At 68.8% G+C, this 14,366-nt stretch carries 11 protein-coding genes, 1 tRNA gene and 1 pseudogene; 12 read left to right on the plus strand and 1 reads right to left on the minus strand.

The window, feature by feature from the left end; genetic code table 11:
• The first annotated feature begins 326 nt into the window (after window positions 1-326).
• The 4 genes from sdhC to BUQ68_RS13775 all read left to right on the plus strand — a co-directional run bounded on the left by sdhC (window position 327) and on the right by BUQ68_RS13775 (window position 3,843).
• Window positions 327-725, plus strand: a complete 399-nt coding sequence (gene sdhC, locus BUQ68_RS13760; protein WP_075216549.1) for a succinate dehydrogenase, cytochrome b556 subunit — start codon at window positions 327-329, stop codon at window positions 723-725.
• A gap of 10 nt (window positions 726-735) precedes the next feature.
• Window positions 736-1,128 (plus strand): succinate dehydrogenase, hydrophobic membrane anchor protein, encoded by a 393-nt coding sequence (sdhD, locus tag BUQ68_RS13765; protein WP_075216550.1) that lies wholly within the window; start codon window positions 736-738, stop codon window positions 1,126-1,128.
• 3 nt (window positions 1,129-1,131) lie between these two features.
• Window positions 1,132-2,967: a succinate dehydrogenase flavoprotein subunit gene (sdhA, locus tag BUQ68_RS13770; RefSeq protein WP_075216551.1), complete on the plus strand. Its 1,836-nt coding sequence runs from the start codon at window positions 1,132-1,134 to the stop codon at window positions 2,965-2,967.
• A 96-nt stretch (window positions 2,968-3,063) separates the two neighbouring features.
• Window positions 3,064-3,843: a succinate dehydrogenase iron-sulfur subunit gene (locus BUQ68_RS13775; RefSeq protein WP_075216552.1), complete on the plus strand. Its 780-nt coding sequence runs from the start codon at window positions 3,064-3,066 to the stop codon at window positions 3,841-3,843.
• Between the two features lie 385 nt (window positions 3,844-4,228).
• On the opposite strand, the gene BUQ68_RS13780 is transcribed toward BUQ68_RS13775, so the two are convergent.
• Window positions 4,229-4,630: an MAPEG family protein gene (locus tag BUQ68_RS13780; protein ID WP_280949701.1), complete on the minus strand. Its 402-nt coding sequence runs from the start codon at window positions 4,628-4,630 to the stop codon at window positions 4,229-4,231.
• A gap of 240 nt (window positions 4,631-4,870) precedes the next feature.
• Between BUQ68_RS13780 and BUQ68_RS13785 the strand changes: the two genes are divergently transcribed.
• From BUQ68_RS13785 to BUQ68_RS13825, 8 genes and pseudogenes are all read left to right on the plus strand, one after another.
• Window positions 4,871-5,353 (plus strand): arsenate reductase/protein-tyrosine-phosphatase family protein, encoded by a 483-nt coding sequence (locus tag BUQ68_RS13785; protein WP_175577816.1) that lies wholly within the window; start codon window positions 4,871-4,873, stop codon window positions 5,351-5,353.
• Between the two features lie 120 nt (window positions 5,354-5,473).
• Window positions 5,474-5,563: transfer RNA gene (locus tag BUQ68_RS13790), tRNA-Ser, on the plus strand.
• Between the two features lie 732 nt (window positions 5,564-6,295).
• Entirely contained in the window at window positions 6,296-6,382 is an 87-nt protein-coding gene (gene kdpF, locus BUQ68_RS24560) for a K(+)-transporting ATPase subunit F (RefSeq protein ID WP_075216555.1), read from the plus strand.
• Between the two features lie 23 nt (window positions 6,383-6,405).
• A complete protein-coding gene (kdpA, locus tag BUQ68_RS13805; protein WP_075216556.1) occupies window positions 6,406-8,115 on the plus strand; it encodes a potassium-transporting ATPase subunit KdpA in 1,710 nt (569 codons plus the stop codon).
• A 23-nt stretch (window positions 8,116-8,138) separates the two neighbouring features.
• Window positions 8,139-10,190 carry a potassium-transporting ATPase subunit KdpB gene (gene kdpB, locus BUQ68_RS13810; protein WP_075216557.1) on the plus strand — a complete coding sequence of 684 codons (2,052 nt, stop codon included), beginning with the start codon at window positions 8,139-8,141 and terminating at the stop codon, window positions 10,188-10,190.
• Window positions 10,191-10,202: 12 nt separating this feature from the next.
• A complete protein-coding gene (gene kdpC / locus BUQ68_RS13815) occupies window positions 10,203-10,823 on the plus strand; it encodes a potassium-transporting ATPase subunit KdpC (RefSeq protein ID WP_083656568.1) in 621 nt (206 codons plus the stop codon).
• Between the two features lie 3 nt (window positions 10,824-10,826).
• Window positions 10,827-13,500: pseudogene (locus BUQ68_RS13820) on the plus strand (DUF4118 domain-containing protein).
• Complete coding sequence (locus tag BUQ68_RS13825; protein ID WP_075216558.1) at window positions 13,497-14,177, plus strand: response regulator; 681 nt, start codon at window positions 13,497-13,499, stop codon at window positions 14,175-14,177. The pseudogene BUQ68_RS13820 and the gene BUQ68_RS13825 overlap by 4 nt, the downstream one beginning before the upstream one ends.
• Window positions 14,178-14,366: the final 189 nt, after the last annotated feature.

Raw genomic sequence — 14,366 nt, forward strand, 5'->3', positions numbered from 1 at the left:
TGCGACGGCGGTGCGACACCATGGGGCGGGGCGCGACGACCGACCGCGTCTCCTCCGGAGGCGGGCCGAGGTAAGCCTCAGGTGTCCCCCGCCCCAGGATCCGCCCTCCTGGCCTTGCCCGCCCGGCCGATAGCGCCGCGCGCGCGGAAGTCCAGGGTGGCTGTGCTTGGCAAGTCTTACGACTTTTGCACTGCAAGAACGGCTTTGACGCCGGTCTGCGAAGAAGCTAGAAGAAATCCAGGGTCTTCAACAAGTTGACGCTTACGTAAGCGTCAATCTCCTGAACCGAACGACGGCCGACGGGCCGGAAGGGCTGAGGGACTAGGATGGCGGAACTCCAGACCAAAGTGGCGCGACCCCTATCGCCCCATCTCCAGATCTTCCGGCCGCTGATGACCATGGTGATGTCGATCGTGCATCGCATCACCGGCAGCGCGCTCTACGTGGGCACGGCCTTCTTCGCCTGGTATCTGGTGGCGGCGGCGAGCGGCCCGGAAGCCTTCGCGACGGCGTCCTGGTTCTTCGGCTCCATCATCGGACAGTTGATCCTGTTCGGCTACACCTGGGCCTGGATCCACCACGCCCTCGGCGGCATCCGCCACTTCATCTGGGACACCGGCCACGGCTACGGGGTGGAGGCGCGCAACTGGCTCGCCAAGGCCACCCTGGTCGGGTCCGTGTCGATCACGATCCTGATCTGGATCGTCGCCCTGATCGTGCGCTGAGGAGAGACCGATGGCCCGCTTTTCCTCCATGCGCACCCCGCTCGCCAAGGTCCGCGGTCTCGGTTCCGCCCGCGAGGGCACCGAGCACTTCTGGCGCCAGCGCCTGACGGCGGTCTCCAACCTCTTCCTCACCACCTTCTTCGTCGGGCTCGTGCTGGCGCTGCAGACCGGCACCTACGCCGACGTGCTCGCCACGCTCGGCAACCCGCTGGTGGCGATCTTGCTGATCGGCATGATGATCTCCGTCAGCATCCACATGCGTATAGGCATGCAGGTGATCATCGAGGACTACGTGCACGAGGAGGGCTGGAAGGTGGTTGCGCTCGGCGCCAACACCTTCTTCACCGCCTTCATCGCCATCGCGTCGGTGTTCGCCCTCCTCAAGATCGCGTTCGGAGCCTGAGCCATGGCTGAGACCCACAAGACCGGCACCCCCTCCAGCTTCACCGTCGGCGGCCGCGCGTACACCTTCACCGACCACACCTTCGACGTGGTGGTGGTGGGCGCCGGTGGCGCGGGCCTTCGCGCCGTCGTCGGCGCCTCGGAGGCGGGCCTCAGGACCGCCTGCATCACCAAGGTGTTCCCGACCCGCTCGCACACCGTCGCCGCCCAGGGCGGCATCTCGGCCGCGCTCGGCAACATGGGCGAGGACGACTGGCGCTGGCACATGTACGACACCGTCAAGGGTTCCGACTGGCTCGGCGACCAGGACGCGATCGAGTACCTCTGCAAGAACGCGCCGGCGGCCGTCTACGAGCTGGAGCACTGGGGCGTGCCCTTCTCGCGCACCGAGGCGGGCAAGATCTACCAGCGCCCGTTCGGCGGCATGACCACCAACTACGGCGAGGGCCGCGCCCAGCGCACCTGCGCGGCCGCCGACCGCACCGGCCACGCCATCCTGCACACGCTCTACGGCCAGAGCCTGCGCTACTCGGCGGAGTTCTTCATCGAGTATTTCGCCATCGACCTGATCATGGAGGAGGGCATCTGCCGCGGCGTCGTCGCCCTCTCCATGGAGGACGGCACGCTGCACCGCTTCCGGGCGCAGAAGACGGTGCTGGCGACCGGCGGCTACGGCCGCGCCTATTTCTCCTGCACCTCCGCCCACACCTGCACGGGCGACGGCAACGCCATGGTGCTGCGCGCCGGCCTGCCGCTGCAGGACATGGAGTTCGTGCAGTTCCACCCGACCGGCATCTACGGCGCCGGTTGCCTGATCACCGAAGGCTCGCGCGGCGAGGGCGGTTACCTCACCAATTCGGAGGGCGAGCGCTTCATGGAGCGCTACGCGCCGTCCGCCAAGGACCTCGCCTCGCGAGACGTGGTTTCCCGCGCCATGACCATGGAGATCCGCGAGGGTCGCGGCGTCGGCAAGGCCAAGGACCACATCTACCTGCACCTCGACCACCTGGATCCGAAGATCCTCGCCGAGCGCCTGCCGGGCATCTCCGAAAGCGCCAAGATCTTCGCCGGCGTCGACGTGACGCGCGAGCCGATCCCGGTGCTGCCGACGGTGCACTACAACATGGGCGGCATCCCGACCAACTACTACGGCGAGGTGCTGACCAAGGTGAACGGCGATCCGGACCAGGTGGTGCCGGGCCTGCTCGCCATCGGCGAGGCGGCCTGCGTCTCCGTGCACGGCGCCAACCGGCTCGGCTCCAACTCGCTGATCGACCTCGTGGTGTTCGGCCGCGCCGCCGGCGCGCGCTGCGCCGAGACGGTGGAGCGCGGCGCCCGCCTGCCGGACCTGCCGCGCGACGCGGGCGTCAACAGCCTGGAGCGGCTGGACCACTTCCGCCATGCCGCCGGCGGCACCCCGGTCGCCGAACTCCGCCTCGACATGCAGCGCACCATGCAGAACAACTGCGCGGTGTTCCGCACCGGCGAGGTGCTGGAGGAGGGTCATCAGCTGATCCACAAGGTCTGGTCCGGCACCGACGACGTGCGCGTCACCGACCGGTCGCTGATCTGGAACACGGACCTCGTGGAGGCCCTGGAGTACGACAACCTGATCGTCCAGGCCGTCGTCACCATGGACTCGGCGGTGAACCGCCAGGAAAGCCGCGGCGCCCACGCCCGCGAGGACTTCCCCGACCGCGACGACAAGGACTGGATGAAGCACACGCTCGCCTTCGTCGATACCAACAGTCGCACCGTCTCGATCGACTACCGGCCCGTGCATACCTACACCATGTCCAACGAGATCGAGTACATCGCCCCCAAGGCGCGCGTGTACTGACGCGGACGCCCGCTTGCCCCCGACGCGCGCCGCATGGGCGCGGCGTCGGGGGCGCGTCCGGCACCCAGATGAAAATCCAGGAAAGGCGCAAGGACCATGGTCCAGCTCACGCTGCCGAAGAACTCCAAGATGACCGAGGGCAAGGTGTGGCCGAAGCCGGCCGGTGCCACCAAGCTCAAGGAGTATCGGATCTACCGCTGGGATCCGGAGGATGACAGCAACCCCCGCATCGACACCTATTTCGTCGACCTCGACGACTGCGGGCCGATGGTTCTCGACGGGCTGATCTGGATCAAGAACAAGATCGACCCGACGCTGACGTTCCGCCGCTCGTGCCGGGAGGGCATCTGCGGCTCCTGCGCCATGAACATCGACGGCATGAACACCCTCGCCTGCACCAAGGGCATGGACGAGGTGAAGGGCGCGGTGAAGATCTACCCGCTGCCTCACATGGCCGTGGTGAAGGATCTCGTGCCGGATCTCACCACCTTCTACGCCCAGCACCGCTCCATCGAGCCCTGGCTGCACACCTCCACGCCGGCCCCCGAGACCGAGTGGAAGCAGAGCCGGGAGGACCGCGAGAAGCTGGACGGCCTCTACGAATGCATCCTCTGCGCCTGCTGCACCACCTCCTGCCCGAGCTACTGGTGGAACGGCGACCGCTATCTCGGCCCGGCCACCCTGCTGCAGGCCTACCGCTGGCTGATCGACAGCCGCGACGAGGCCACCGGCGACCGCCTGGACAACCTGGAGGATCCCTTCCGGCTCTACCGCTGCCACACCATCATGAACTGTGCGCAGACCTGCCCGAAGGGCCTCAACCCGGCCAAGGCCATCGCCGAGATCAAGAAGATGATGGTGGAACGCCGCGTCTGATCGCGTCCGGCCGGCGGCAAGCCCCGCCGGCCGCCCCGCCTTGGCCCGGGGCTGCGGCTCCATCCCGGCGCGCGGATCATGCCGCACCGCCCCTGAACGAGCGGCGGCGCCAGGGAACTGCCCTGACCCGGTTCACGCCGCGCCAGGGCCTTGAACGAACGCCCCCGCCGGTTTTGTCCCGGCCGCACGCACCGTCCGGACAAGCCCGACGTGTTGCAGCGCGGTTCGTCCCCGGTGGTCCGGGGCCGCTCCGATCACCCCTCGCCTTGCTGTCGCGCCCCTGCCGCCACGCCGGAACGGAGGCCGCGCATCCAGCGTCTGATGCAATTTTAGGCCGTAACAGACATCGGACCGAACAGCCGTGCTCTGATTAGTTTCAGAAGCTTCATATATCTCCGACCGGTGCCCACAGGGGCGTGAGCAGAATGGCTGCAGTCAAGGCAAAGCCGACGACCCAGATCATCGAGCGCAGGGTCGCGCGGTCCGTCCAATAGGCGACCACATAGGCGACGCGCGCGGCCACGAACGCCACCGCCAGGGCGTCCACGATGGCAGGGTCGCCGCCTTGGGTAAGGCCCGCCAGCACGGCCGCGGCGAACGGCGGAAAGGCCTCGAAACCGTTCTGCATGGCGCCATAGGCGCGCGCCGGAAAGCCGCTCCGCCAGAAATCCGGGTTGCGCGGCTCGCGGTTGCTGAAGCCGGGCCGGACCTTGGCCGGCCCGGCCGCCACGATGGGCAGGATCATCGCCGCCAGAAGACACCAGAGGGAAAGCGGCACGACGGGCACCTCGCGAACCAAAACCGATGCTCTCGTCTACGCGCGACACCAGCCGCCGGATGGGCGGCCGCGCCCGCCGCAAGGCTCGGCCAAGCCCTGATCGCGAAGTTGGCGCGATCGATGCATTGCCAGCCCCTCATCAGGATCGCCGCGGCCGGCCGGTGCGTCACCGCCGTGACATGTCGATGGTGCATCCGATGGGCGTCGGTGAGGCCGGTTCGCCCCGGGTTCGGACATCGGGAGATGGTGATGAAGCCGATCGACGTGCTGTTCCTGTGCGAGACGAACGCGGCCACCAGCCTGATGGCCGAGGCGATCGTGAACCACCGCGGCGACGCCCGGGTGAGAGCCTTCAGCGCCGGCCGCAACCCGGCGCCCGGGCTTTTGGCGGAGGCGCAGGCCGTGCTCGCCGCACGGGCGATCGCCACAGAGGGCCTGGAGCCGAAGGCCTGGCCGATCTTCGCCCTGCCGGGCGCCCGCCGTCCGGACCTGGTGGTGGATCTCGCCACGGTGACCTGGACCGCCCCGGAACTGAAGCAGTTGGCCGAGCGGGCGGTGATCCGCTGGCCGCTCCGCGACGCCGCGCTGGTGGAGAACCGGCGCGAGCGCCGTGCCGTCGCCCAGGCGGTGTTCGACGCCCTCGAATCGCGCATCCTCGACGACCTCGTCCCCCTCATCGCCCGGCTCGCGCTCGTTCCCATGCGCGCCCCTGGCGTGGAGATGAGCGCCTGACCCGCCATTCCGGCCTTTTTCGCCGGCTTTCCCGATTCAGCCCCGCCCGCTCGAAACGTCGCTTGAACCCCGCCCCCCGATGGGTATAGTGCCGCCCGCGGACGGCACTGCCGTTTGCCTGGAGAGGTGGCCGAGTGGTTGAAGGCGCACGCCTGGAACGCGTGTATACGGGAAACCGTATCGAGGGTTCGAATCCCTCTCTCTCCGCCAATGACTGTGTTGCCCATGCCGGACCGACAGGTGCCGGTTTTGTCCGGTCACTCAATTGAAAACCCTCTGCCGAACGGGGGGGCGAGTGGCTGAAGGGTCCTCTGCGCGAGGTCCATATCTCCCACATCGCCGTGCATGAACGAGACGAGGCAGAGGCCCTCGTCGACTTCCATGGCACCGACCCTGCGTCCAGCAAAGTGGATCGAGAGGCCGGCCTTCTGTCTGCACATGCAGAGCCGCCCGCAGGCGCTTGTGGGACCGTCGTGGTCGTGGAGCGGGTGCGCCAGCTCTGGCGGGCCTCCACAGGGCCGCGACGAGGGTGTTCAGAGCGCGGCGGGCGGCTCCATGGAAAGAGCCTGGAGAGGCCAGCGGAGCGGCCCGGCACGGCGGCGTCCGGACCGAGACGGCGGAACCCTTGGCATCGCCTTCCGCACCCTGTCGCGCTCGCCCGTCATCACGCAGCCGTCCTGCCGAAAGCCAAGTGACCCAGGGCTTCGGGTCCGCAGCGACGCCTGATCGTTCAACGGAACCGGCCCGGGGGCGGTCATGCGGAGGCCGTGCACTTCTCCGCTTCAATTCCGCATGGATCCTTTATGCCGATCGGGCCTAGTGGATGGGATGCCTGAACAAGGAGGCATCCATGCTCGATATCGTCTATCTCGCCGTCGGTCTTGGCTTCTTCGCCCTGATGGCGCTCTACGCCCGCTGGGCGGCCCGGGCCTGAGGCTCACAATGCTCGACCTCATCCTCGGCGCGGCCGTTGCCGCCGCTCTCGCCCTCTATCTCATCGCCGTGCTCATCCGGCCTGAGAGATTCTGATCCTTGCAACGAAAGCGATCGCCATGACCTTCGTCGGCTGGCTCCAGATCGTGCTCGTCTTCGGCCTCGTCCTTGCCGCCGCCGCTCCGCTCGGGGCGTACATGGCCAAGGTCTACGCCGGCGAGCGCACAGTCCTCACGCCCGTCCTCGCCCCTGCCGAGCGACTGCTCTACCGCGCCGCCGGTGTCGATCCCGCCCGCGAACAGGGTTGGCTCGGCTACACGCTCGGCATGCTCGTCTTCAATGCCGCAGGTTTCGCGCTGCTCTTTTCGATCCTCCGGCTCCAGGACATCCTGCCGCTCAATCCGCAGGGGTTCGGTGCCGTCGCACCGGACCTTGCCTTCAATACGGCCGTCAGCTTCGTCACCAACACGAACTGGCAGAACTACAGCGGCGAGAGCACACTCAGTCACTTCAGCCAGATGGCCGGATTGACGGTGCAGAACTTTCTCAGCGCGGCGACGGGCCTGGCCCTCGCCATCGCGTTCGTCAGGGCCTTCTCGCGCTCGGGCGCGACGACCGTGGGCCATGTATTCGCCGACATCACGCGGTCGACGCTCTACATCCTGCTTCCGCTCGCTCTCGTCACCGCCCTCGTTCAAGTGTCTCTCGGCACGCCTCAGACGCTGGACGGTTCCGTCGTCCTCACCACCCTGGAAGGCGGGCAGCAGACGCTTGCCATGGGGCCGGTCGCAAGCCAGATCGCCATCAAGCAGCTCGGCACCAACGGCGGCGGCTTCTTCAACGCCAACGCAGCGCATCCCTTCGAGAACCCCAACGCCCTCTCCAACATGCTGACCATCTGGCAGATGCTGGTGGTCTCCACGGCGCTGGTGTTCGCCTTCGGCCGTCTCGTCGGCGACAGGCGACAGGGTCGGGCCATCCTCGCCGTCACGGGCCTTCTGCTCGTCACGGCGGTCGGCCTCTGCTATCTGGCGGAAAGCGCCGGCACGCCGATGCTGGCCGCAGCCGGGCTCGATCCGGCCGGCGGCAACATGGAGGGCAAGGAGGTCCGGTTCGGGATTGCCATGTCCGCGCTGTTCGCGGCCGTGACGACCGGGCTCTCGGACGGCGCCGTCAACGCCATGCACGCGTCCTTCACGCCGCTCGGCGGCATGGTGCCGATGGTGCTCATTCAACTCGGGGAGATCCTGCCCGGCGGCGTCGGGTCCGGCCTCTACGGCATGCTGGTGGTCGCGATTCTCGCCGTCTTCGTGGCGGGCCTGATGGTCGGCCGCACGCCGGAGTATCTCGGCAAGAAGATCGAGGCCAAGGAGGTCAAGATGGCCATGCTCGCCATCCTGGTCCTGCCGACAGCGATCCTCGGCTTCTCGGCGGTTTCGGCAGTGATCCCGGCGGGGCTCGCCGGTCCCGGCAACGGGGGGCCGCACGGGTTGTCGGAAATTCTCTATGCCTACTCGTCGGCGGCCGGCAACAACGGCTCCGCCTTCGGATCACTCTCCGGCAACACGCCCTGGTACAACACCACCCTCGCCCTCGCGATGCTGCTCGGCCGCTTCGCCTTCATCGTGCCGGTGATGGCGATCGCCGGCTCGCTCGTCGCCAAGCCGAAGCTCGCCGCCTCGTCCGGCACCTTTCCGACGCACGGGCCGCTCTTCGTCGGCCTCCTGGTCGGCATCATCCTCATTCTCGGTGGTCTGCAGTTCTTCCCCGCTCTCGCCCTCGGCCCGATCGCCGAGCACGTGCAGATGCAGGCGGGCGCGCTGTACTGACCGCAAGCCGGAGTGCCTTCGACATGTCCACCAAAACCGTCGCGTCCGTCGCCTCCTCCGACTTGATCGGCCGGGCCGCCATCGATGCCTTCAAGAAGCTCAGCCCGAAGACGCTCGCGAAGAACCCGGTGATCTTCGTCACCGAGGTTGTCGCCGCCCTCGTCACCCTCCTGTTCGTCCGCGATCTGATGACAGGCAACCCGGTGCTCTTCATCGGGCAGATCACCGCCTGGCTGTGGTTCACCGTGCTCTTCGCCAACTTCGCCGAGGCGATTGCGGAAGGCCGCGGTCGCGCTCAGGCCGACAGTCTGCGCACGGCGCGCACCGACACGCTCGCCAAGCGCCTGCTCCGCGCGGACGACCGCACCCTCTGGAGCAAGGGTTCGGCGCTCGACCTGGCGGTCGGCGACCATGTGCTCGTCGAAGCCGGCGACCTCATCCCCGGCGACGGCGAGATCGTGGAAGGCATCGCCTCGGTGAACGAAGCGGCCGTGACCGGCGAGTCCGCGCCGGTCATCCGCGAGGCGGGCGGCGACCGGTCCGGCGTGACCGGCGGCACCACCGTGCTCTCCGACTGGATCGTCGTTCGCATCACCGCGGCGCCGGGCTCGTCCTTCCTGGACCGCATGATCGCCCTCGTCGAGGGCGCCGAGCGCCAGAAGACGCCGAACGAGATCGCACTGACCATCCTCCTCGTCGGCTTGACGCTCATCTTCATGATCGCCGTGGTGACCCTCTCGGGGCTTGCGGCCTATTCCGGGGCGGCCGTCTCCGTGCCGATCCTGGTCGCGCTCCTCGTCACGCTGATCCCGACCACGATCGGCGGCCTCCTTTCCGCCATCGGCATCGCCGGCATGGACCGGCTGATCCGATTCAACGTGATGGCCATGTCCGGCCGGGCGGTCGAGGCGGCGGGCGACGTGGATACCCTGCTTCTCGACAAGACGGGCACGATCACCTTCGGCAACCGAATGGCGGCCGAGATCATCGCCATGCCCGGCGTGGCCGAGGCGGTGGCGGCCGAGGCGGCGCTGCTGGCAAGCCTTTCCGACGACACGGCCGAGGGCAAGTCGATCGTCAAGCTCGTGGCCGAGCGCTACGGCGTCGCGACGCCGGGGACCCGGCCGGACGGCGCGGCGTTCATCGACTTCTCGGCGGCGACGCGGCTCTCCGGCGTCGACATCGGTGCGCGCCGCATCCGCAAGGGCGCGGTCGACGCCGTCCGCCGCTTCGTCGCAAAGGGCAGAGCGTCGGTCGCCGAGCAGCCGGCCTTTGCCCAGGCCGTCGAGCGGATCGCCCGGTCCGGCGGCACGCCGCTCGGCTTGGCGGAGGACGGGCGCCTTCTTGGCGTCATCCACCTCAAGGACGTGGTCAAGCCCGACATCAAGGCCCGCTTCGCCGAGCTTCGGCGCATGGGCATCCGCACCGTGATGGTGACCGGCGACAATCCGGTCACGGCGGCGGCCATCGCGTCGGAGGCCGGCGTCGACGACTTCATCGCGGAGGCCACGCCGCAGGACAAGCTCGCCTACATCCGTGCCGAACAGGCCAAGGGCCGGCTTGTCGCCATGTGCGGCGACGGCACCAACGACGCCCCCGCGCTCGCCCAGGCGGACGTCGGCGTCGCCATGCAGTCCGGCACGCAGGCCGCCCGCGAAGCCGGCAACATGGTCGACCTCGACTCGGACCCGACGAAGCTCATCGAGATCGTCGGGATCGGCAAGCAGCTCCTGATGACGCGGGGTTCGCTGACGACCTTCTCGATCGCCAACGACGTCGCCAAGTACTTCGCCATCATCCCGGCGCTGTTCGTCACCGCCATCCCGGAACTCGGCGTCCTCAACGTCATGAGCCTGGCGACGCCGGAAAGCGCCATTCTCTCCGCGGTGATCTTCAACGCTCTGATCATCATCGGGTTGATCCCGCTGGCCCTCAGGGGCGTTCCCTACCGGGCTGTGGATGCCGCTTCTGTGTTGTCCCGCAATCTTGCGGTCTATGGCCTTGGCGGCCTGATCGTGCCCTTCGTCGGGATCAAGATCATCGACATGACCATCGCCGCGCTCGGCCTCGCCTGAAGGATCGAACCCATGACAGTCTCACAGCGCATCGAAACGGCGGCGCAGACGGAAGGTCCCTCGACGCTCGCCGCGCAGGTGCGGCCCGCCGTCGTCCTCGTCGCCGCCTTCACCCTCCTCCTCGGCATCGCCTATCCGCTGGCCGTGACCGGGATCGCGCAGGCCGTGTTTCCCGCCGCGGCGAATGGCAGTCTCGTCACACGGGACGGCGCGGTGATCGGATCCGCCCTGGTCGGGCAGACCTTCACGGGTCCGGGATACGTCCACCCGCGTCCGTCTGCCGCCGGAGCCGGTTACGACGGCCTCGCCTCGTCGGGTTCGAACCTTGCCCCGACGGCGCGGACGCTCGCCGACCGCATCACGGCGGACGTGGGCACCCTCCGGTCGGGCGGCATCACGGGCCTCATTCCGGCGGACGCCGTCACCACGTCCGGCAGCGGCCTCGATCCGCACATCTCGCCCGACACCGCGCTCCTCCAGGTGCCGCGGATCGCAAAGGCCCGCCGCCTGCCGGAGGCCGAAGTGCGGGCCGTCGTGCTCGGCTCCGTCGAGGGGCGCCTCTTCGGCCTGATCGGCGAGCCGCGGGTGAATGTGCTCGCCCTCAACGCCGCCCTCGACGACCTGAAACCCTGACCGATGGCCGCCTCGATGCCGCCCCGCGCCTCGCCCGATGCCCTGCTCGCCCTCGCCGGACGGGAGGGGCGGGGAAAGCTTCGTGTGTTCCTCGGGGCGGCCCCAGGGGTCGGCAAGACCTTCGCCATGCTGCAGGCGGCGCGGGCCGCGGTCGAAGGCGGGGCGGAGGTGGTGGTCGGCCTTGTGGAGACCCACGGCCGCCGGGAGACCGAGGCCCTCCTTCGCGGGCTGGAGGTGATGCCGCGGGCTCAGATCGCCTATCGCGGGCGTCTCGTCCCGGAGTTCGACGTGGACGCGGCTTTGGCAAGGAAGCCAGCGCTGCTGCTCGTCGACGAATACGCGCACTCCAACGTCCCCGGCTCGCGCCACCCGAAGCGCTGGCAGGACGTCAGGGAACTGCTCGACGCGGGTCTCGACGTCTGGACCACGCTCAACGTCCAGCATCTGGAAAGCCTCAACGACGTGGTCCAGAGGATTTCCGGCGTCCGCGTCCGCGAGACCGTCCCGGATAGCGCGCTCGAGGAGGCCGACGACATCGTCCTCGTCGATCTGCCGCCGGACGAGCTCCTGAAGCGGCTCGCCGACGGCAAGGTCTATGTGGAGGACACCGCGGCGCGGGCGGTGCAGAACTTCTTCAAGCCATCCAACCTGACGGCGCTCCGCGAACTCGCGCTCCGCCGCGTGGCCGCCCGCGTCGACAGCGATCTCGTGGAGCGGATGAAAGGCGGCGCCATCGAGGGGCCTTGGGCGGCTGGCGAGCGGATCCTCGTCTGCGTCGGGTCCGACGCGGCCGCGGCGCGCGTGGTCCGCCACGCCAAGCGACTCGCCGACCTGATGGACGCCTCCTGGTTCGCGGTCGCCGTCGAACGTCCGGGGTCGGATCTCGATTCCGCTGCCCGGTCGAGGCGGGATGCCGCCCTGCGGCTCGCCGAGCGTCTCGGCGCGGAAACCCGATTGGTTGTCGCAACGGATCTCGTCGAGGAGATCCTGCGCGTCGCCCGCTTCGAGAACGTGACGCAGATCGTGGTCGGCCGCGCCCGCCGGAAGCCTTTTGCACGTTGGTTCCGCGCGGCGGTGTCCGAAGCGCTCGTCCATGCGGCCGACGGGATCGCCGTCCACGTGGTGACGTCGGACCGCGGGCAGGATGCGCGGCCGTCCTGGCGCGACCGGCTGCCGGATCCGGGTCCGCTCCGCGGCTACCTGGAGGCGACGCTTGGCGTGGCGCTCGCCGTCGGGATCGGCCACGGGCTGACCCAGGTGGTCGCTCTGCCCAACATCTCGATGCTGTTCCTGACGGCCGTCCTTGTGCCGGCCGTCCGGTCCGGTGTCTGGCCCGCCATCTATGCCTCCGTATTGTCCTTTCTCACCTACAACTTCTTCTTCATCGACCCGCTCTACACGTTCACCATCGCGCGCCCGCACGAACTCCTGGCACTTGCCATCTTCCTCCTGATCGCCGTCGTGACCTCGGCGGTCGCGGGACGGGCCCGCGAGCAGGCCCGCGCGGCGATCCACCGCGTCCGGGCGACGCGCCGGCTCTACGAGTTCACCCGCAAGCTCTCCGCGCTGCCTGCAGCCGATGCCGTGGCCGAGGCGGCGGCCTCCGAGATTCACGCGATCGTCGGCCGCAGCACCGTGCTTCTGCGCGAGGAACCGGGCGGGCTCGCGATCGCCGCCGCCTGGCCGCCCGAGGACAGGCTGGATACCTCGTCGATGATGGCGGCCCGCTGGGCCTTCGAGCGCAAGGAAGTGGCCGGCGCGGACACCGGAACCCTGCCGAACGTGCCCTGGCTTTTCCTGCCGCTGCGCCGGGCGCGGCCCGATCGGCGTCGTGGGCGTGGAGGACGCGCCGGACGGCGTGGCGCTCGATCCCGAACGGCGCTCGCTCCTCGACAGCCTCGTCGAGCAGACCGCCGTCGCTCTCGACCGCGCCACGCTCGCCGGCGAGATCGAGGCGACCCGGATGGCGGCGGAGACGGAGCGGGTCCGCAACATCCTGCTCGCCTCCATCAGTCACGACTTCCGAACCCCGCTCGCGTCCGTGCTCGGCGCGGCGACGAGCCTGACGGAGCTCGGCGACAGGCTGGCGCCATACCAGCGCGCCGATCTGCTCGACTCCATCCGGCAGGAGGCGGAGCATCTCGACACCATGGTGCGCAACCTGCTCGCGATGACGCGGCTGGAGGCGGGGGCGCTGGAGATCCGGATGGACTGGACGGATGTCGGTGAGATCTTGGAGCGGGTCGCGGCGGCGACCCGGCGGCGTGGAGCGACGCAGGCGATCACCGTGACGACCACGCCGGACCTTCCGCTCGCCTTCGCCGATCCCATCCTCCTTGAACAGGCCCTCGGCAACATCCTCGGCAACGCCGTGCGCTACGCTGGTCCCGTGGCGACGATCGCCATCGCGGCGGCGGCCGACGACCGGGCCTTGAGACTCACCATCGAGGACGATGGACCGGGCATCGATCCCGGCTTGCTGCCGTTCCTCTTCGAGAAATTCGTCCGTGCCGCGTCCGACCGCGGAGACGGCGGCGAGGGCTCGGGCCTCGGCCTCGCGATCGCCAAGGGCATCGGCGAAGCCCACGGTGGTTCCGTGCGCGCCGAAAGCCCGGTCGCGGACGGCCGCGGCGCGCGTTTCACCCTTTTCCTTCCCCGGCCGAGGGCCGAGCCATGACCACCGTCCTCCTCGTCGACGACGAACCGGCGATCCACCGCTTCCTGTGCCCGTCCCTTTCGGCGGAAGGATATGTCGTTGCGTCGGCCAAGGACGGGCGCGAGGCGCTGTCGCTCGCCGCCGGTCAGGCGCCGGACGTGGTCATTCTGGACCTCGGGCTGCCCGACATCGACGGCAAGGTCGTGCTGCAGCGCCTCCGCGCCTGGAGCGACGTTCCCGTCGTGATTCTCTCCGCACGCGATCGGGAGGCCGAGAAGATCGAGGCGCTGGACCTTGGCGCCGACGATTTCGTCAACAAGCCCTTCGGCGTCGGGGAACTGCTCGCGCGCGTGAGGGCCGCGCTTCGCAAGCATCGTCCCGGCCGCGCGGCTCCTTCGGTGATCGGCGTCGGTCGGTGCAGGATCGATCTTGCCGCCCATCGGGTGACGCAGGACGGCGAGGAGATCCGCCTGACCCGCCGGGAGTTCGACCTCCTCGCCCTCCTCGCCCGGAATGCCGGCACGGTGCTGACCCATCGTCAACTCCTGACGGCCGTCTGGGGTCCCTCGCATGCCGGGGACACCCAGTATCTGCGGGTCTACGTCGGGCAGATCCGCCAGAAGCTCGGGGCGACGGAGGAGCATCCGGTCATCGTCACCGAACCGGGCATCGGGTATCGGCTCGCCGATATGGAGTGAGATCCGGACGGAGCGCTGTTGATCGAGCCGAGATGGCGGCTGAAACACGATGCCGGCGCGCCAGAGGGTCGGTTCGGTTCGGCTCTCGTGAAGTCAGCGGCGCGATCGCTGAACGCTCTGACAGCTCAAGCCGTGTCAGCTCAAGCCGTTCACGAGCTCCGGTACGACGTCGAAGAGGTCGCCGACAAG

It is taken from the genome of Mongoliimonas terrestris, assembly GCF_001927285.1.
Classification (GTDB): domain Bacteria; phylum Pseudomonadota; class Alphaproteobacteria; order Rhizobiales; family Pleomorphomonadaceae; genus Chthonobacter; species Chthonobacter terrestris.

What these genes read in the sequence shown, in the direction of transcription:
- sdhC (WP_075216549.1), top strand. Translation starts at nt 327, where the DNA reads ATGGCGGAACTCCAGACCAAAGTGGCGCGACCCCTATCGCCCCATCTC.
- sdhD (WP_075216550.1), top strand. Translation starts at nt 736, where the DNA reads ATGGCCCGCTTTTCCTCCATGCGCACCCCGCTCGCCAAGGTCCGCGGT.
- sdhA (WP_075216551.1), top strand. Translation starts at nt 1,132, where the DNA reads ATGGCTGAGACCCACAAGACCGGCACCCCCTCCAGCTTCACCGTCGGC.
- BUQ68_RS13775 (WP_075216552.1), top strand. Translation starts at nt 3,064, where the DNA reads ATGGTCCAGCTCACGCTGCCGAAGAACTCCAAGATGACCGAGGGCAAG.
- BUQ68_RS13785 (WP_175577816.1), top strand. Translation starts at nt 4,871, where the DNA reads ATGAAGCCGATCGACGTGCTGTTCCTGTGCGAGACGAACGCGGCCACC.
- kdpF (WP_075216555.1), top strand. Translation starts at nt 6,296, where the DNA reads ATGCTCGACCTCATCCTCGGCGCGGCCGTTGCCGCCGCTCTCGCCCTC.
- kdpA (WP_075216556.1), top strand. Translation starts at nt 6,406, where the DNA reads ATGACCTTCGTCGGCTGGCTCCAGATCGTGCTCGTCTTCGGCCTCGTC.
- kdpB (WP_075216557.1), top strand. Translation starts at nt 8,139, where the DNA reads ATGTCCACCAAAACCGTCGCGTCCGTCGCCTCCTCCGACTTGATCGGC.
- kdpC (WP_083656568.1), top strand. Translation starts at nt 10,203, where the DNA reads ATGACAGTCTCACAGCGCATCGAAACGGCGGCGCAGACGGAAGGTCCC.
- BUQ68_RS13825 (WP_075216558.1), top strand. Translation starts at nt 13,497, where the DNA reads ATGACCACCGTCCTCCTCGTCGACGACGAACCGGCGATCCACCGCTTC.